The organism is Sphingopyxis sp. (assembly GCF_036675685.1).
Lineage (GTDB): Bacteria > Pseudomonadota > Alphaproteobacteria > Sphingomonadales > Sphingomonadaceae > Sphingopyxis.
On record NZ_JAKFEM010000051.1, the window covers coordinates 30,777 to 47,507 of the forward strand.

Sequence of the window (16,731 nt, forward strand, 5' to 3'; positions counted from 1 at the left end):
GTCACGGGGCCGGCGGGGGAGGCGGCGGCCCAGGCGGCGGGGCAGGCGGCGCGATATTGAACGCATGTGGAGCTACTGCGGGGGCTGGCAATAGCCTGACAATGATAGAGTTGAGAAGATCCCGCAATGTCACCGGCGCGCTGGCGGCGAGGTCATCGGCGGAAATGGAATTCAGCACACGGACATGGGTCCCCGGCTTTCCGCGCCCGAGAAACAGGTAGCGATACCAGCGCAGGTCGTCGTCGGTCGAAGCGTCGTAAAGCTGGCCCTGCCCATATTCTCCGAGCACTGCACCGCGAGGATCGCCCTGTTGCGATGGGCCGACCCGTCCCGGCTCTGTGACTTTATATGCTGCTGGAAAGGCCTTCAGCATGGCGTAGTCGATGTCGAGCGGCGCTGAGAAGAAGATGTTGAAGACCCGGAGGTGGTTTATCCAGTTGTTCAGACCTTGGATATCGGTCGCTGCATAGGAATCGAAAGCAGCTAGATTGGCATCAGGGCCCAGGGGATCAGGCTGCGCTCCGAACAGCAATGCCGCCGGCGTTCCGTTTTGCAGCAGCTGCTGGCAGCTCGTCTTGATACGACCCCATCCACCGCCATCGCGGCCCCAATCGAGGTCGAGCAGCGTCGCATGCGGGATGTCGAGTGCTGTCAGGAGGCGCCAGAGGTGATTGACGTGGCGGCCACCTAGCGGGACGACGGCAACAAAACTTCTGTCGATGTCGAGATTCATGGCATCGGCAAGGCGAGGAAGCAGAACTTCTTCCGACGCTCCTTCGCCGAGTATGACGAAACGTGCAAAATAGAGCTCGGGGTAAGCTCGCACAGCCTCCCGGACGAACTTCGAGGCCTCTTCGCCGCCGGGCGGAAGAGTGATCTGGCGGACCCGTGCTGTCCGGTCCGCCGAATCGAGCCTGAAATGACGGATTCGGACGGGGTCCACTCGCGAGAGGATGCTGGCTGAATGGCTCGATATGAAGGCCTGCGCCTGCGTTCCCCGCGTCAGATCCTCGATCTGCCGTACGATCCGAGCGAGATAAAAGGGCGCGAGGTTATTCTCGGGCTCCTCGACCGCGATAAGCGTAAGCGCGGGAAGGGGCAGGCCTCCGGCCTGAAATCCATGCGCCCCGTTTGTACCTGCAATTGCCGCTTCGACATCAAGGGTCGCGGCCGTCATCGCAAGATGGAATAGCGAGCGCTGGCCATCGCTCAGATCCTCCAGTGCCCGCTCGCGGCCGGCTTCGTCCGGACGAAACATCACCTGCACCTTCCGGATGAACTCCTGAAAGCGCAAGTCCACCGGCCGGAAGGACGGCGTCGTGTCCGTGCCCGCGGTGTGAACCTCTTGCCAGCGCTTCGTGACTGCCTGTGCGACGATGTCGACGGCGGGCTCCGCCGAAAAGGCGCTGTTGAGCGTGGCGCCCGATTCAGAAAATGTCTGACGGACATCGGCGGACCAGTTTATCGCACGCCAGAGCCGGCCGCGCAGGAAAGCCGACACTTGCGAAGCGCCATCCCGTGAGGCGGGGACATAGATCAGCTGGATGCGAGCCCGGTCTAGAGGCTTTAGATCGATGCAGTCGGAATCGTCATAGTCTCCCAGCGTCCGGATCGCCCAATATTTCTGGTCGACGGATCCCTCGGACGAGCCGTCGTCGGTCCAAGTCGCCTCTAGGCGGAGCCTGCATTTGAGCGCGCCGCTGCCATCTGCCGCCATCTGCTGGAAAAATTGCGGCACCGCGGCCCCGCCACCGTTTCCGGCGTCGAGTTCTGGGAAGGCGAGAATGACCTCGAGCGCTAGGGTACGCGATAATGGCGCCGCAGCTTCGGCCGCCGGAATGTGGAAATCCTGCCGCCTCAATCTACGCTGGTCACCGGTGACGCCGAACAATCTTTGCAGTGCCTGCAGGACCGCTGTCTTACCGGCCCCGTTCACCCCGATGAAGGCGGTCAGCCCTTGACTCAATGCGATAGGTGTCGGGGTTGGTCCGAAGCACCGGAAGTTTGTCAGCGACAGTGTTTCGATATGCATGGACAGGTCTTCCAGTTCGTTGCTTCTTGGCCAGGTCGACGGCTCTTCATCGCGCATCCGGCAAACCTTGTTTGCCAGCTTGTCGCCCTAGCTAGCGAGGTCGCTCCTGAAGCCGGTGCTCAGCTCTCGTGCTCGGCCGGCCGGAAGTTCCGGAGCATCAGGGCATAGGGTTCCAGCAGGTTTGCGACGAGAGAGATCCTGCGGTGACTATATTCGTCTTGTATTCCAGCGCCCGGCTCAACGACGAGGCAGGCCTTGTCGACATTTCCCTGGACGAAGCGGCTGCCCGGCCGCCCCGATGACGGGCCTACCGGGATCCTCGTATCTTCCAGCGGAAGGATGAAGTCCGATTTGCGCAGGCTGTCGATACGCAGGGCGTAGCGCGACCCCCGGACCTCGATGTCGGCCGGGATGTCCTGCCAGCTCCGGCCGTCCTCCGAATACTCGGCCGCGGCCAACGGCTCGCCGAAGTAGCGCTCCGACACCATTTCCTCCATGCAGAGGAACAGCGACTTGCCGGACGCCCTACGGTCCTTTGCAAAGGGCTGCACGGAGGTAACAGGATGGCAGGTGTTTCCACCATAGCCCCAGAATGTGTAGCCCCGCTTCTCGATTTCCGCGGTTTTGCGCTCGACGATCTGCTCAAGGCTTTCGCGGGCATGCGTGCCGACCCGCATGAAGAACAGGCCGGTACCGGGGGTGAGAAATTCGGTCACGGCTTTGGCTCCAGATACTCAAGTTCATATTCTGTCTCGGCCGCCTTCCCATAGTCGGGGCGGGATCTCTCCCGGATATAGCGGACCTTGGGTTCCTGGTAGAGACCGTAGAAATTCTTGAGTCTTGCGGGCTCAATTGGACCGGACGGCGTCTCGGGAGGCGGGTTGCCGGGAAGGGCGCGCAGGAACAGGTTGCAGGAGGGTATCTCGACATCCAGATGATAATGGTGCCGCTTCTGTTGCAGCTGAGAGACGCGGTAACCCCGGTCCGATGCGAAGCGCTGGGCGTTGGCGAGAACTGTCTGCGCCCAGGGCAGCTCGTCGTCGTCTGCGATTACGAGCAAGCCTTCGCCCTGATATCCGGTGGCCTCGAAGCCGCGCTGCGCGAATACATTAACGCTGTCGCCGCCATTATGTTCGCCCCATGGAGGGTTGGTGTAGAAAAGGTCGAATCGGCCAGGATCCGGGAACGGGTCGAGGACGTTATAGCGTTGCGCATCGAGGATATTGTCGAGCCGCTCCTTGTCGGCAAACCGTTTGACTGAATTGACTATGCGTTCGTCGAAGTCGAACACGGTGACCCTCGACGGACCGAAGTCCAGAACGCCACGTTTGTGAAGATAGGCAACGCAGATGCTCACCGCGTCGCCGTCGCCGATAAAGGCCAGACGTTTATCGCTGGCCCATGCGGCGACGACTTCGGACTGGCGCACCATGTCGCCGGTCTTCATGTAAATCTGGTCGAAGTCGCGTAGCGGGCGCGGCCGGTTCTGGACGACGTCCGAGACTTTGTTGATCGCATCCCAATGGTCGAGTGACGCCATTGACGTTCTTCCCCCGTGCTGTCTTGCGCGTTGCCCTCAGCTCTTCCTAGCTGCCGCGCGCAGCAGATCAAGCAAGCGGTTACTCTGCGCCCGCAACGCGGTGTCGAACCTCGCTGCCCATTCGCCATCTACCTCGCGGGCTTCCGCAAGCGGTGCGACGATCGGCTCCAGTCGTTGCTCGATGAAACGGCGGGCCGCGGGCCCCACGAGGCCGAAGCGTGTGAGAAGCTCGGAAATATCCCCGGCGTTTACCTGGTCCGGATGCGCCGCATCGCCGATCGAAAAGGACAGGCTGTGATTATGCTCGTCACTTAGCGTGATGGGTACCAGATCGTAGAGCGGTGCAAGACGCGGTGACGTGCCGCGATCAAAGAGCAAGGCGTGGTTCTTGGCATGATTGTCGGTATTGCCGATGGCAAGATTGAAGATCGTTGCGCGCAGGAAGGCGTCGCTGGAGAGCGCAGGGCTCGCGGTCTGGCGAAGAACCCGCAAGATTGTCTCCACGTCGTAGCGATGGTCTGGTCGGCCGTTTCGTTCATATTTGAGCCGCGGTGGCAGTCCGGCGGCTTGCGCGAAATCCTCCTGATGAATCCGGTAGACCGCACCGTCGCTGATTACGCGGTCGAACCGTTCGCTCAATATGACCTCATAATCTCCGATCCAGTAGGATCGCGAGCGCGCGGTATCGAGCCCGATGTGATGTGCAAGGCTACCGCAAGTGGCTTCGAAAAAGGCTTCCCTGGGAAACGCGAGCTCGGGCACCTTCAAAATATGGGTCGTCGGCACGCCCGTGCCCGGCCGCGGTACGCCGAACGTGCCATCCGGGAGCTGGGTCAGCGCGATCTTGCGCTGAAAGCCCGAGACGGGGGAGGGGTCGCGTATCTCGCCGGGAAGCGGCCGGTTGCTTCCCAGGCGTGCAGCAATATCGTGGAGCTGGTGGTCGTCGAGCGGGATATAGTCTTCGGCCAGTTGTCCGGGAGCCTTTACCGGGGCCGAGCCGGCGGGAAGGCAAGACAATGCGCCGGAGAGGTCGGCGCCTAGATGGTGGAGAATTGCGGCGACGTCGCCTCGTTCCAGCCTTTCTCTCGCGAGCAGCTGGTCGAGCTGGTTATTCTCCGGCAACAGATTCTGGAAGAAGGCGCGGGCCACACCGTTGCGGTAGGTCCTATCGCCAAGCGGCAGCGAGAGGGATATGGGATGCGCGTCGGCAACCCCGAGATAGCTCTCGTTGTAGGTGAAGCTGAGGTCGTCGGCATCGGCCGAGACAATGCGGCCGACCGGTTGGCCGAATGCCTCGAGCCAGACGTCCAGTTCGGTCATGGCGCGCGTAGCTCCGCGAAAATGTCTATGCCGGCCGCGGCGCAGCAGCGCAGGACGCGGTCCGCCTCAAGCGTAGGCTTTCCGCTTTCGAGTTCGGACACAAAGCGGCGCCCTACTCCGGCCAGGTCCGCGAAGCTTTGTTGGGTAAATCCGAGTTGCAGGCGCGCCTTGCGCACGAGCGCGCCGAGATCCGCGACAGCGTGGAGCTGAGACCGTATTGCTTGTCGCGCAACGGGCTTCGCGGGCGTCCTGTCTGGCGCTTCGTTACCGGCGCCGACCTTAAGTGTGGATCGGTTACCCGCGAGGATATCCGAGATCGCGGATTGATCGGACACGCGGCCGCGGAGCAACGCATTCAACGCTCCTTCGCCGGCTGCGGCCCTCTCGATGTCGGACTTCGGTGGCTTCATACATGCTCCTGTACGGGATCATATAGCTCGTACAGGCGGCAATATCAAGGCCAATGTTCCCGATCGGGAGCATGACCGTATTTCAGCGACGATTATGAATCGCATGCTACCGTCCGGGAGCATGCTCCATGGAACTAAAATAGAACATTGCGCAGGACGTCGCGCTTCGATACAATTCGCGAGATCAAACAGGAGGCTCCCGGCAACGATCGACACCAGCTCGCAGGTATCAGCGCATCCGCGCCTCTGGACGGACACCGCATGAATCCGCTCTTCTCATGGTTGAAGCGAAAGCGCCGCCTGCCTGCCACCCCCTTACCGGTTATTCCGAGGCCGCCCCATCAAGTGGACTTGCGGCGCGCCATCAATGCGATTTCCGATGTCGTCCAGAACCGCCCGCGCCCGCTGCGCGAGTTCGATCAGATTCACATGAAGTCGGGCGACATGGTCTTCCAGAGCGAGATCGTTGCCGACTGGGCGGATGGCAAGCGGCTCGCCTTTGTTGGCGATGGCGATGCGATCAGTGTATGCGTCGCTTATCTGCAGGCAAGCGAGGTCCTTCCTTTCGGCCCGGCCCAGATCACGGTGTTCGATTTCGACGAGCGGACGGTCAACGCCGTCACTCGCTTTGCCGAGGCCGCCAGCATAACCAATCTCGATGCCCGCCTCTACAACGTTCTCGATGCGCTCCCGGACGTTGAGCCATATGATTGCTTCTATACCAATCCGCCCTGGGGTGCCTCGAACAATGGCGAGAGTGTCAACATATTCGTCGAGCGCGGAATCGAGGCGTGCCGCCATGGCGGTGAGGGCATGATTGTTATCGCTGACGATGATGAACTCGACTGGCCGAAGCAGGTTCTCGCGAGCGTCCAGCGCCGTGCCGCCGAGAAGGGTTATTATGTCTCGAAGATGCAGCGCAAGCTACACGAATATCATCTGGACGACGCACCGGACCTGCGGTCCTGCAATCTCTACATATCGGCGCTCCCCGGCAATCAGGGGCCGGGGCTGCCCAGCAGCGCGATCACCGATCCCGTCCGTCTCGAGAATTTCTACGGCCGCTCGAAGGAGGCTCGGGTCCATTATGTCCTCGAGCGCCACCGCGTGAATTACGGCAAGGCGCATGACGATGAATATGAGCTCAAACTGTTCGGAGACAGCCGATGAACGCACCGTACAAGCCCGGCGACGGCATTTTGTTCATGAAGGTCGGCGTGCATGCGCGCGAAAGCCTTGAAGACATCATCGAGCGCAAGGACAAGGAAATACGGGAGGCGGGATATGCCCTATGGGGCTATGGGGGAAGCACCTGCCATCCGAGCACCATGGTTCAGCCTTTCGGAGAGGCGATCGGTGCGCGCGGCGGGGTCATCGAACTATGTATGGAAGAAATCAATTCCAAGCATTTCGCGGACCCAATCAGTGCAGCTGAATATTCGGTCAACGGCACCGACTGGCACGAGATCCCCGAAGCAATCAGTGTCCGAGGTTCGCGCTATGCCCTCTGGATCGACAATCTGCGCAAAGCTGAGTTCCAGCTGCCGCTGAACCAGACTCAGGTGCCCATCGGGAATAGTATGGGGCGGAATGGCGGGCGCTATATCAAGGGGCGTGTCGACAAGGCGTGCCTTGAGATGCTCGACGGCCCCCAGATTCCAAACGATGCACCGCTTCGCGACATTCCGATCAGCCTCGTCGCGACATTGCGCAAACCCTATGCGGTATTCCTACGCGGCCAGCGCTGAGAGCGCGGCATCGCTGATGAGGATCGGCTCCGCAGCTTGGGCGAGGTCGCCAAGATAGCTCGTCAGGCAGGCTTCGACCTCTGCCGCCAGAATAGCCTCTTTGCGGTGGCAGGCAAAACAGATCGCGGCAGATCGGTCGGCCCCCGGCTCGCTGCAGATATGCGTGCGCAGTTGCTCGATACCGATCCGCGCCGCGATTTGCCGTAGCAAAGCCTCAAGCGATGCGACGCGACCTGCAAGCTCATCGGGCGCAAGTACCGCGAGCGCGGCAATGGCGCGCTTGTCGCCCGTTGCCAGCAGCGCAGCACCACGGTGCAAAAGGATAGCAGCGAGCTGGCTTTCGCCCGTGTCGAACTGAAGGTCGGCCCGATTGGCTGCGTCTTCTAGCGCCGCCGCCGTCTCGAGCTCTTCATCGGTCGGCTCAACCAGCAACAGAGCATCGCACAGCCGGGCAAACGCGGCCTCTGCAGCCGCGGGATCCCGGAGGCCGATTTTCCCAAGCTTACGTCTTATGACGAATGAGGCGACACCCAGCATTGCCGGCGCGCCAAATACGGTGGTCAGGCACTCCGTCAGCGGGCCGCCGAGCTGCCAGGCCGAAATCTTGATGAGGACATCATTGTCGAGCAACACTCTCTCACGCATCCGGCAGCCCCATCACGCTGCGCAGATAGTCGGACGCGTCGTCAGTGAGGGCGTCCCAGCCAATTTGGCGCTCCGCGACGCCGTTGACCTCTTGCCACAGCGGGCCGACGTCGGGGTAGAGCCTATTAAGCGCGGCGATTGCGACCGGCCAAGTTTTGCGCCGATAGGCGAGGCAAAGTGCGAGCGTACCTGGCTCGATTCGGTAAACTGGCCCTGCGACGCGAACCGCTTGCGCAAGTGTCGGCGAATTGAAATCATCGACGCTCGTCTCGATCTTCGGTTTGGGGCTGCCCGTCAGGACTGTCAGGGCATATTCGTCGGCCTCGCGCTCCTGATCGTCGCGCTCACTCGCCGTCGCTGGATCTTCGAGGTCGACCAGCGCAGGGGCGCCTGCAAGATGGTCGAGCATGATATGCGCCAGCTCATGCGCAAGAGTGAAGGCGAGCTGCGCAGGAAAGCGTGCATCATGTCCGAGGAGGATTGCAAAGCGCCCGTTCGAGTGCACAACCATCGCATGCATTCGTTTTGCATCGAGCGGAAATACCCGCAAATGGATGACGGGAATGCCGAGCGCCCAACAGGTCGAGAGGAGGCCGCCGAGGTCCGCATATGTTCGTCTAGCGAGCAACGCCTCGCGCAGCCGCCCGGCGTCGATCGAGTCCATCCCAGGCCCCTCAGCGACGGACTGAAGCAACGACTTGCCGATCGCCATCCCGAACGATGTCATGGCCGCCTGGGCAGCCTCGTCTTCGGCCGTCAGATGCTTGAACCGTGCCTCGTCGTTCCACACAAATTCGACGCGTTCGCCGAGTAGGGGCTGGGAACGAAGACCGAGCCGACGCGCGATCGCAAATCGGAGCTCGGCACGGCCCGATGGCGACGCCGCGAGCGTGTCATCCCACCAGCTCGGCCACGCTGCCTCAATCGCGGACTTGCTTATGCCCGCGCGGCGAAGCTCGTCAGTCAGTTTTTTGCGTTCCGCGTTCAATCGCTCTGCCAATCCTTCAGTCTGAGGATGTTTAGCACCAAGAGAACGAAAAGGGAACCTTTGAAGTTAAACCAGCAGGTCGTCATCAAGGTTGAGCGCGGGCCGATCCTTGAGCCGGGCTGCCAGCAGCGACCATTCGGCTGACGAGGACGACGAAAGGTTATCAAGCTCGGCCTTCTCGGCCGGCCCAATCAGCACCGGATCGCAGAGACGGACCCAATATCCTTCGACAAGGTCCGCTGTCATGCTGACTTCGTAGGAGGCATCATCTCGCTGGGTCGCGACCTGACGGAGGAGGGCAGTGACTTGCGATGCGCCGACTGGTCCCCCGCGCTCCCCGACGTTACGAAATGCCAGAGGGTCGAAGCGGGCGCCGCCGCGGTCTATTCGCAATGAATCATCGCTGCGACACATGAGCGCATAATGGGCGCGTTTGCGGCCTGCCGACGTACCCGCCCGGCTGGTGACGACCGAGGCCGCCGGCAACCGGCGTGGCGTCCCGGCGGCGTCGTAATAGGCGCGCCAAAGAAGGAGATCCTTTGCCTCCGCATCGATCTGCTTCGGCTTGGATTTCATGACGGAGAAAATCGCGCTGACAGGCTGTCGCATCATCGCAAAAACATGGGCGAGCCGCGAGGGCGCGTTGCCGACACCCCACAGGAATAGTCCTCCATTGGCTTCACGTTCGAGTTCCTTGCGGCGGACGATGGCGTCAAGCGATTGGCCCGCCTCGGCCTGCATCCTCGACCAGCACACGAGAGTGTCGCCTGCATGGACAGGCGCAGGGAGGGCAGCGGGCGCGATATTGCGCGGATGGTAATTCATGTGTCTCTCCAAATGTGGGTCGCCGCTAGAACGGTCGCTTCGGCATAGGAAGTGGGCCGGGGCAGGCCGACCCCTCTCTGCGTCCGGCCGCCGACTTTCGTGAGGGGTTGTCGGGGTGACCACAGCCTCATGCGGCTTTCGCCTCGCCGGTTGGCGCAAACTGCAGCTCTCCGACGGTCATCGAGAAAAGCGCCTGTTTATCGCGAGGAATGTTGGAGCGGATTTCCCGAACAAGTTCGCCGACATTCAGAACGAAGGCAAAAACCTTCTGTCCGTTGCCTAGTATTTCTTCATGAAGTTGATCGTAATTGCGAAAACCAACGTCGCTGCCATCGCTGACCACCCAGTTCAGACCGTGCACGGGAGATTCTCCGTCGGGCCAGAAACTATCCTGAGAAAGACGTTCTGCTGCGATCTTGAGACGGGAGAGCTGGACGCCGGTATCACGGAAGCGCTGGATCATCTTCGCGACGAGAAGGTCCCGATAGGAATAGTATCGGACACGGCCGCGAGGATTGTCAGCGCTGCTATAGGCGGGAAGGAGGAAGCCGTGGCGTTTCAGATAGTCGATCATTGGCGTGGATAAACCACTGATCGAGTGAACTTCAGCCACGCTGAAACCATTGAGGGCATCTTTTACCTTGGGCATGAAGCATCTAAAACATAAATCAGAGCTAAGTTCAATTTTAAATCAGGTCTCCGGCCTCGCTGATTCGACAATCGGGTTCGTGGGGAAATTAGCCGCCGCCGTTTCTAGCGGCCGGACCATTCTTCGACAAAGTCGGCGCCCCGAGGTTTACCGAACGTCCGCTTGTTAGATTCCGATGCTGAAAGCCGTCAGTCCGAAATCGGCCACACCCGGATTCGGTTGGAATGGCGGTTCGCAAGATCGCGGCCATTGCCGGCATGGAGCCTGGATTATGCGAACAAGCCGAGGGACCGGGATATCATCAGCAATGAAAAATCGCCGGAGCCATTCGGGGGCCGTGGTTTCAACGTGCGGAATACGGCGATTCTCCGCCGAGGCTATCGTTCGTGTGGCTGATCAGCAGATCACACAGACACGCGGCATCGGAACAGGCGTCCCGCTTTGCGATAAAGGCGGCATCGCGAGGGGGATTGCTCTGGTCGACTTCCTGCTTGGTTGCATTCTCGCTCGCATAAACCCAGGCAAGGTCGTCGAGGCGACCCATGTGCCAGAGTCCGGCAGGGTATTCGTCCAACGATTCGCACATCAGTTGATGTGCTTTCAAGGTTGGGGCATCGCAGCTGATATCGGACAGTACGTCCGCATAGGACGGTTCGAGCCTTGCTATGCTCTTTTCGACTGCGGCAAAGTCCACCTTGCAGCTCTGCGCGAGCGATATCTGGGGCACCAGCAGCAACGCGATCGTCAGAACCGCGCGGAGTGCAGGGCCGGGGCGCCGTGACAATAGGGGCATGGGGTCGTCCTTTGTTTCGTTGGAGCGCATATCGCGCGCTCCGCTTAGCCAGCGATTGCGCATCGTCAATGTGATCGACCGCACATTGATCGAATAATCAATGAATTTCATAGGATAGATACCGATATGCGGCGGGCTGGCCCAAAGGACCGCCGCGCGCCCTCGCGCTGTTCGACAAAGCCTGCAGCCCGGGCGAGCCCGAGAGCTGCTTCTCGCTCGGGCGGGCCTATCAGACCGGGAACGGCCGCGAGCACGACGCTGCGCGCGCCATCGCGCTGCTGGAGCGGGTTCTCATGCTCGACCCGAAGACGCCGTCCGCCGCCGAGGCCGAAAAAGCCTTGGCGCTCGCCCGGCCGCCGGCCAAAGATCCGGAGGCCACTCCGGCAAGCAAACCATGAGAGATGTACAGCATGATGATGACGCGCATAGTTGATGGCCTGATGTGGCTGTGCGCCGCCATGATCGCGGCCTGTCTCTGGACCGCGGCGCCTGCCTCGGCTCAATGGCACGCCGAGGAAACCGTCCTGAGCTGCCGGTTCGAGGCGCAGGACCGGGTGGCGTCCATTTCGCTTGCGGGCACCCGGGCGATCTATCGCTATGGCCGCCCCGGGCGAAAGCCAGAACTGACTTTGTCCAGCCCGCTGGCCGAGCTCGACTATCGGCGCGAAGACGGTGCGGGCGACACGATCGACGAGATTGCGACCTTCGCGAACGGCGACACCACCTACCGCTTTGCCGCCGGATTCAAGAATGGCGCGCAGCCTGATCCATCCGCTCTGCGCCCGTTCGGGCTTCTGACCGTGAGCCGGGCTGGCAAGGCGCTCGCCAAGCTGGCCTGCGTTCCGGCGAGCATCGAGAGGAATCCAGACCGCTTGCTGGCGCGCATGCGCAACGCGGGCCGCGAGCGGACGTCTGACGGCGTGACCTTTCCGAACTACCCGATCGACCCGCCGATCCGCGCCGCCGATGCGCCTGCCTGCAAGGCAGACAACAACGTCGATACCTGCTGGAGCCGCGGCGTCGGCGCTGCACGGCGGGGCGACCTGCGCGGCGCGCTCGAACATTACGACATGTCCTGCGACGCCGGCATCGGCACCATGGGCTGCTATGAGGCAGGCAAGCTCTACCTCCATATTCGGCAACTGCGCGATTACACGCGCGCGAAGGAGAGGCTCGCCCGCACCTGCTCCGGCGACGATTCCGGCCAGGGGCCTTATGCCTGCAAATATCTCGGCTGGATGTCCTTCACCGGGACCGGGGTCCCGCGCAATCTTGATGAGGCGTTTGGGAAGCTCGCGAAGGCCTGCTTCTTCCACAACGACGCAATTCTTATCGACCCGGAGGGTTGCCACTTTCTGGGCAGGACGGCGCTCGAACTGCGCGGTCGTTCGCCGCGCGATGCGGCCAGGGCAGACCATCTCGCTTACATCGCGTTCGCACAGGGCTGCACGGACAACGCCAAGACCGTGTGCGATGAAGCCCGCGCGCTATATCGTCGCGAGGCTGCACGTGCCGCCAGCTGGATAAAATTGTGCGACAGCGATGTTGGCGAACATGGCCCGATCGGCACCTGCGCTGAACTTGCCATAAGTGGGGAGGATTATGATGCTGCGCAGGCCGTCCGGCGGCAGCTTGCGTCGATGTTCCGTGCCGTGTCGACATCGTCGGAGTAGGTTGCCGACTGGTTCGGCGACGCATTGCAGGAAAAGGGGGCTGGCCTTTCGCCTATTCCGCTCAGTTTTTCCGCACCTGAAATGTCAAACTGCCGGCTTCGACAGCATCGATTTCGATAGTGATATCGCGCAATTCGATCACCGTTTGATCGACCGGAAAGCTGAAGCGCTGGCTGCTTGCCGGTCGCTCCAGATCTTCGGCTGCATAACCGCGAACGTCAAACTGCATCCTTCCGCCTTCAATACCTCCAAAAAGAATATCGTAGACGCGGCCCGTTTCGATGGGGCCATGCGCCTCCTCGCGTGGATATCCGGCATTTTTGGAATAATCCCTCGGCGGAATGACCGGATCGCCGCTCAAGATGAATTGCGTTTTACCGAAGCTTTCGATTCCGGGCGCTGGATTTGTGGCGACCTGAGCGTCGTCAGCGGAGGCCTCGGCATCTGCGGCAGCCTGCCCATCGTCGGCCCGGCCGTTAGTCGCGGCGGCGTAGAGGGCGAGCGCGGCGCCGGATGCGAGCAAAAGCCCGAGCCTTTTCATATCATTCCCTTTCCAGCCGGATTCGGCCGGTTCGCACGGCCTGCCAAACCAGTTTTCGAGCAGACACTCGATCGCCGATACCCACATGGGCAGCATGAATAAATATCTTCGTTCAGCCATCATCGGCGTGGTGATCAAGTCTGCTATCTTATGCCCCCCAAATTGCTTGAGTGCGAAAGCGTTCTCAAAAGCTTCTGCGTGTTGCAAGTCGCGCAAGGCGCTTTCGTCATGAGACAAATCCGCCCTCCCGAAAACTGAGCATAGACGAGCGCTGCTGCGGCTCCGCCTGACGTAGTTTCCGTCGCTTCCGGATATTCTGTCGCCTTCAAAGCCGGGTGATGATCATATTTCCAAAAACCTGACTGAACAGGATAACGCTGCAGAGCGCGACTCCGAATGAGAAGAGCCAGTTCATCTCGGCTCGAAGCAATAATCGCTCGCGCGCATCCCCGATTGATCCGTCGGCGGATAGGTCGATGGCTTCGCCGGTGGCAAGACCGACGGCTTTCGGGACCGTTAGCCGACCAGACGCCCTAACGCTTACGCCGCCGGAACCCTGCCGCGCCGACACCGAGCAGAGCGATGGCAAGCAGGGTGAGTCCAGCCGTCATCACTATTGTGACGATATCCCAGTCCGACGGTGACTGGCGCTCGGTGATGACAAAGCTGGCTGACCCGAGACCGGTCATTATTCCGGCGCATATCCAAAGCCAGGGGCTTGGGTTGGGCGTGTGTTCGTAATCGGACATGGCAGCTATCTATTCTGGCCGGCTGACGAAGAACAGTGCACCCGGCTGTTCAAAGCGATGATCTTCCTGAAAAACAGTTGTGACCCGATAAAGCGACGGGCTTCTGGCACACGACCGTTGCCGAGGGTTCTCGCAAGGCCGTCTGCTTTTATCGGCTACCAACCTGAAACCGGACCGGCCGCAAGCGGCCAAACGCTGTTGTATCCAAGGTCCGGCACTGTCGCATCATTGCCGGAAGATCCTCTCGTAGCTTGTGGAGCCTACTGACCGTGACCAAATAGCCTTCGACAACACGGAGAGAGATAGTCTTTGTCGAAGATCGTGAATGGGGTCAGCCTGAAGCCGCGCTCGGGAGCGCCGCCGAAAAAGATCGTCTTGCTGTTGCACGGCTTCGGATCGAGCGGCACCGACATGATTTCCCTCGCGCCCCAGTGGCAGGAGGCACTTCCCGACACGCTGTTCCTTGCGCCGCACGCGCCGCAGCGTTGCAGCATGATGGGCGCGGGCTATCAATGGTGGGGCTTGTCAGGATTTGCGCCCTCGGCACTGGCCGCGGGCGCGGCATCGGCAGCGCCGGCGATCGACGCCTTCATCGACCGTAAGCTCGCCCAATATGAACTGACCGAAGCCGATCTGGCGCTCGTCGGCTTCAGCCAGGGCACGATGATGGCACTTCATGTCGGGCTCCGCCGGTCGCGAGCCGTCGCTGCGATCGTCGGTTACTCGGGGATGCTTGCCGGAACGCTCGGGCTTGCGCACGACGCCTCGCCGAAGCCGCCGGTGCTGTTGGTGCACGGCACGGCCGATCCGGTCGTGCCGATTGCCGCGCTCCATATGTCCGAAAGCGAGCTCAAGCGCCTTGGCGTCGAGGTCACGACGCACATCTCCTACGGCGTGGGCCACAGCGTCGATCCGGTCGGACTGCGGCTTGGCCGCGATTTCATAACCGAGGCCTTCGCCCGATCGTCGTGACGGCTATCGGCCTTCAGCCCCGGTCGGGGCTCGGCGGCGCGTTCCCGAAATCTCTGATTACGCGAGCAAGCGCCTGAGGAAATAGATCCGGAACAGGTCGAGGAGCGCCTCCGCCGTCTCGTTATCGTTGGCGCAGGCCACGACCTGAAGCCCGCCATTCGCTGCGCCGGAATATTCGAACGGGTGAAGCCCCGTCAGCCGCAGCCGTGCCGGATCGAGCCCGTCGCGGCGGAGAGCGGCATGTGCGGCATCGTCGATCGACAGTCCGACCCAGATGCCCGCGCTGCGCGCCGCGATCTGCTGGAGATCCCCATGCTCGCCTGCGATCAGAAGCTCCGCCCTGCCGTTCATTCCATATCCCCTGATCCGCCTGTCGTAGCCGCGGCGATGTCCGGATGCCGTGGATCGCCCGTCCGCGAACCCGGTGATTGTTCCTGCGTGCCTTGCTACGGCCGCTCGGCGTTGACCATGCCAATTTCGATGAAGCGTTCAGCAAAAATTCTTTAGCCGCGCCTTAGTGTCCTTCACCGCCGGGACCATCCCGGTGCCGGAGTGAGCCGTCTGGCCGGGCGCGAAACGCCGCGCAACGGCCGTCCCGGTGCTTTTTTCCCCGCCCGCTGTGCGGGCTCCTCGCGCCGACGCGTTTCCCGCGTCCAAAAAAGTGCCGGGCCGGCCGTCCTCCGCATGTGCTCCGGCCCTTCGGGTGCGCGCCGTTATGGCCCCCGGCCTGTCCCTGCTCACGCTCCGGGGATGGTCTCCGGCAGCGATGAAGGAGACGAACAATGGCAGCTATCGGCTTTGTGAACGGCACCATCGAAAAGGGCTTCGTTGGCCAGCTCAAGACTCTCTCGATCCGCGCGAGCATCGAGATCAGCCCCAATCGCACCAAGGGCAACGATGTCCAGCCCGATTTCCGGGTCTTTTCCGAAGGCGTCGAGATCGGCGCCGGATGGGTCCGGGCCGGCGAGGTGTCGGGCAAGACTTACGTCTCGCTGAGCCTCGCGGCACCCGAGTTCGGACCGCGCCGCCTCTACGCGAACCTCGGCCGCGCCGCGGGTCAGGACGATGACGACACCTATGCCGTCATCTGGAACCCGGCTGACTGAGGGCTGAGACCCCGCGTCCGTTCCGGCGGGCGCGGGGCTCACCCTTTCCATTGTCAGCGCGTAATATTCGGCTAGGATTCGAAAGACATGAAAACCGATCTCGACCATCTTCCCGGCGGCAAGCAGCAGGACCTCGCACGTATCGTCGAAATCCTCTTCGCCGAGTTCGAGGATGCGACGGCCCTCGCCACGCAAAAGTGGAAGAAGCAGGGCCGCATCCTCAAGGTCATTCTCTACGGAAGCTATGCGCGCGGCGACTGGGTCGCCGATCCCGTCGGTGGCTATTATTCGGATTATGATATCCTCGTCGTCGTCAACGACGAGCGGCTCACCGATCCGGTCGATTACTGGTACAAGGCCGAAGACCGCTTCCTGCGCGACTATGGCGTCACGAAGAAGCTCTCGGCCCCCGTCGGCCTGATCGTCCACAGCCTGACCGACGTGAACCAACAGCTTTCGCGCGGGCGGCCCTTCTTCATCGATATCGTGCGCGACGGGATCATACTCTACCAGCTTGGCACGCAGTCCTTCGATGCGCCGAAGCCGTTGTCGCCCGAGGAGGCTCGCAAGGAAGCACAGCAATATTTCGACCAGTGGTTTGCGGGCGCCAGCGAGTTTCTAGGGTCAGGACTCATTGATCAGAGCCAGAAGATGACGGTTGCGGCGAGAGCCACGGCAGAGAAGAAGGCCTTCGGGCACCGATCGTAGCGCGTCGCGACGCGTCTCCAGTCCTTCAGGCG

17 protein-coding genes and 2 pseudogenes are annotated in these 16,731 nt (G+C 61.5%); 6 read left to right on the top strand and 13 right to left on the bottom strand.

The window, feature by feature from the left end; genetic code table 11:
• Nucleotide 1 precedes the first annotated feature (1 nt).
• The 5 genes from V6M50_RS17970 to V6M50_RS17990 all read right to left on the bottom strand — a co-directional run bounded on the left by V6M50_RS17970 (nucleotide 2) and on the right by V6M50_RS17990 (nucleotide 5,302).
• Entirely contained in the window at nucleotides 2-2,089 is a 2,088-nt protein-coding gene (locus V6M50_RS17970; RefSeq protein ID WP_332819953.1) for an ATP-dependent nuclease, read from the bottom strand.
• Between the two features lie 62 nt (nucleotides 2,090-2,151).
• Complete coding sequence (locus V6M50_RS17975; RefSeq protein WP_332819954.1) at nucleotides 2,152-2,748, bottom strand: hypothetical protein; 597 nt, start codon at nucleotides 2,746-2,748, stop codon at nucleotides 2,152-2,154.
• Nucleotides 2,745-3,572 carry a bis-aminopropyl spermidine synthase family protein gene (locus V6M50_RS17980; protein ID WP_332819955.1) on the bottom strand — a complete coding sequence of 276 codons (828 nt, stop codon included), beginning with the start codon at nucleotides 3,570-3,572 and terminating at the stop codon, nucleotides 2,745-2,747. The genes V6M50_RS17975 and V6M50_RS17980 overlap by 4 nt, the downstream gene beginning before the upstream one ends.
• A gap of 36 nt (nucleotides 3,573-3,608) precedes the next feature.
• Nucleotides 3,609-4,892, bottom strand: a complete 1,284-nt coding sequence (locus V6M50_RS17985) for a HipA domain-containing protein (RefSeq protein ID WP_332819956.1) — start codon at nucleotides 4,890-4,892, stop codon at nucleotides 3,609-3,611.
• On the bottom strand, nucleotides 4,889-5,302 hold the full coding sequence (locus V6M50_RS17990) for a helix-turn-helix transcriptional regulator (RefSeq protein WP_332819957.1): 414 nt from the start codon (nucleotides 5,300-5,302) through the stop codon (nucleotides 4,889-4,891). The genes V6M50_RS17985 and V6M50_RS17990 overlap by 4 nt, the downstream gene beginning before the upstream one ends.
• Nucleotides 5,303-5,449: 147 nt before the next feature.
• On the opposite strand from V6M50_RS17990, the gene V6M50_RS17995 reads away from it, so the two are divergent.
• On the top strand, nucleotides 5,450-6,472 hold the full coding sequence (locus tag V6M50_RS17995) for a bis-aminopropyl spermidine synthase family protein (RefSeq protein WP_332819958.1): 1,023 nt from the start codon (nucleotides 5,450-5,452) through the stop codon (nucleotides 6,470-6,472).
• Nucleotides 6,469-7,050 carry a hypothetical protein gene (locus V6M50_RS18000; RefSeq protein ID WP_332819959.1) on the top strand — a complete coding sequence of 194 codons (582 nt, stop codon included), beginning with the start codon at nucleotides 6,469-6,471 and terminating at the stop codon, nucleotides 7,048-7,050. The genes V6M50_RS17995 and V6M50_RS18000 overlap by 4 nt, the downstream gene beginning before the upstream one ends.
• Here the strand turns inward: V6M50_RS18000 and V6M50_RS18005 are convergent.
• The 5 genes from V6M50_RS18005 to V6M50_RS18025 form a co-directional block, all read right to left on the bottom strand.
• Entirely contained in the window at nucleotides 7,033-7,695 is a 663-nt protein-coding gene (locus tag V6M50_RS18005; protein WP_332819960.1) for a hypothetical protein, read from the bottom strand. The genes V6M50_RS18000 and V6M50_RS18005 overlap by 18 nt on opposite strands.
• Nucleotides 7,688-8,683 carry a hypothetical protein gene (locus V6M50_RS18010; RefSeq protein WP_332819961.1) on the bottom strand — a complete coding sequence of 332 codons (996 nt, stop codon included), beginning with the start codon at nucleotides 8,681-8,683 and terminating at the stop codon, nucleotides 7,688-7,690. The genes V6M50_RS18005 and V6M50_RS18010 overlap by 8 nt, the downstream gene beginning before the upstream one ends.
• Before the next feature lie 66 nt (nucleotides 8,684-8,749).
• Nucleotides 8,750-9,508, bottom strand: a complete 759-nt coding sequence (locus V6M50_RS18015; RefSeq protein WP_332819962.1) for a hypothetical protein — start codon at nucleotides 9,506-9,508, stop codon at nucleotides 8,750-8,752.
• Nucleotides 9,509-9,635: 127 nt separating this feature from the next.
• Nucleotides 9,636-10,157, bottom strand: coding sequence for a MerR family transcriptional regulator (locus V6M50_RS18020; protein WP_332819963.1), 522 nt, complete (start codon nucleotides 10,155-10,157; stop codon nucleotides 9,636-9,638).
• A gap of 343 nt (nucleotides 10,158-10,500) precedes the next feature.
• Nucleotides 10,501-11,061 carry a hypothetical protein gene (locus V6M50_RS18025; RefSeq protein WP_332819964.1) on the bottom strand — a complete coding sequence of 187 codons (561 nt, stop codon included), beginning with the start codon at nucleotides 11,059-11,061 and terminating at the stop codon, nucleotides 10,501-10,503.
• 299 nt (nucleotides 11,062-11,360) lie between these two features.
• On the opposite strand from V6M50_RS18025, the gene V6M50_RS18030 reads away from it, so the two are divergent.
• Nucleotides 11,361-12,623, top strand: coding sequence for a sel1 repeat family protein (locus V6M50_RS18030; protein ID WP_332819965.1), 1,263 nt, complete (start codon nucleotides 11,361-11,363; stop codon nucleotides 12,621-12,623).
• Between the two features lie 61 nt (nucleotides 12,624-12,684).
• Here the strand turns inward: V6M50_RS18030 and V6M50_RS18035 are convergent, their stop codons facing one another.
• On the bottom strand, nucleotides 12,685-13,401 hold the full coding sequence (locus V6M50_RS18035; protein ID WP_332819966.1) for a hypothetical protein: 717 nt from the start codon (nucleotides 13,399-13,401) through the stop codon (nucleotides 12,685-12,687).
• A gap of 821 nt (nucleotides 13,402-14,222) precedes the next feature.
• On the opposite strand from V6M50_RS18035, the gene V6M50_RS18040 reads away from it, so the two are divergent.
• A complete protein-coding gene (locus V6M50_RS18040) occupies nucleotides 14,223-14,885 on the top strand; it encodes an alpha/beta hydrolase (RefSeq protein ID WP_332819967.1) in 663 nt (220 codons plus the stop codon).
• A gap of 57 nt (nucleotides 14,886-14,942) precedes the next feature.
• On the opposite strand, the gene V6M50_RS18045 is transcribed toward V6M50_RS18040, so the two are convergent.
• The gene (locus V6M50_RS18045) at nucleotides 14,943-15,236 is read right to left on the bottom strand and encodes a hypothetical protein (RefSeq protein ID WP_332819968.1); all 294 of its coding nucleotides are present in this window, start codon (nucleotides 15,234-15,236) and stop codon (nucleotides 14,943-14,945) included.
• Between the two features lie 431 nt (nucleotides 15,237-15,667).
• Between V6M50_RS18045 and V6M50_RS18050 the strand changes: the two genes are divergently transcribed.
• Both V6M50_RS18050 and V6M50_RS18055 read left to right on the top strand, forming a co-directional pair.
• On the top strand, nucleotides 15,668-15,991 hold the full coding sequence (locus V6M50_RS18050) for a DUF736 domain-containing protein (protein ID WP_332819969.1): 324 nt from the start codon (nucleotides 15,668-15,670) through the stop codon (nucleotides 15,989-15,991).
• A gap of 87 nt (nucleotides 15,992-16,078) precedes the next feature.
• Nucleotides 16,079-16,378, top strand: a pseudogene (locus V6M50_RS18055) (nucleotidyltransferase domain-containing protein); the annotation flags it as partial.
• Nucleotides 16,379-16,629: 251 nt separating this feature from the next.
• On the opposite strand, the pseudogene V6M50_RS18060 reads toward V6M50_RS18055, so the two are convergent.
• A pseudogene (locus V6M50_RS18060) lies at nucleotides 16,630-16,731 on the bottom strand (IS5/IS1182 family transposase); the annotation flags it as partial.

Excerpts from the sequence above, each read along its gene's own strand:
- V6M50_RS17985 (WP_332819956.1), bottom strand. The coding sequence starts at position 4,892 with ATGACCGAACTGGACGTCTGGCTCGAGGCATTCGGCCAACCGGTCGGC.
- V6M50_RS17970 (WP_332819953.1), bottom strand. The coding sequence starts at position 2,089 with ATGCGCGATGAAGAGCCGTCGACCTGGCCAAGAAGCAACGAACTGGAA.
- V6M50_RS17990 (WP_332819957.1), bottom strand. The coding sequence starts at position 5,302 with ATGAAGCCACCGAAGTCCGACATCGAGAGGGCCGCAGCCGGCGAAGGA.
- V6M50_RS18025 (WP_332819964.1), bottom strand. The coding sequence starts at position 11,061 with ATGAAATTCATTGATTATTCGATCAATGTGCGGTCGATCACATTGACG.
- V6M50_RS18020 (WP_332819963.1), bottom strand. The coding sequence starts at position 10,157 with ATGCCCAAGGTAAAAGATGCCCTCAATGGTTTCAGCGTGGCTGAAGTT.
- V6M50_RS18000 (WP_332819959.1), top strand. The coding sequence starts at position 6,469 with ATGAACGCACCGTACAAGCCCGGCGACGGCATTTTGTTCATGAAGGTC.
- V6M50_RS18045 (WP_332819968.1), bottom strand. The coding sequence starts at position 15,236 with ATGAACGGCAGGGCGGAGCTTCTGATCGCAGGCGAGCATGGGGATCTC.
- V6M50_RS18005 (WP_332819960.1), bottom strand. The coding sequence starts at position 7,695 with ATGCGTGAGAGAGTGTTGCTCGACAATGATGTCCTCATCAAGATTTCG.
- V6M50_RS17980 (WP_332819955.1), bottom strand. The coding sequence starts at position 3,572 with ATGGCGTCACTCGACCATTGGGATGCGATCAACAAAGTCTCGGACGTC.
- V6M50_RS18015 (WP_332819962.1), bottom strand. The coding sequence starts at position 9,508 with ATGAATTACCATCCGCGCAATATCGCGCCCGCTGCCCTCCCTGCGCCT.
- V6M50_RS18050 (WP_332819969.1), top strand. The coding sequence starts at position 15,668 with ATGGCAGCTATCGGCTTTGTGAACGGCACCATCGAAAAGGGCTTCGTT.
- V6M50_RS18030 (WP_332819965.1), top strand. The coding sequence starts at position 11,361 with ATGATGATGACGCGCATAGTTGATGGCCTGATGTGGCTGTGCGCCGCC.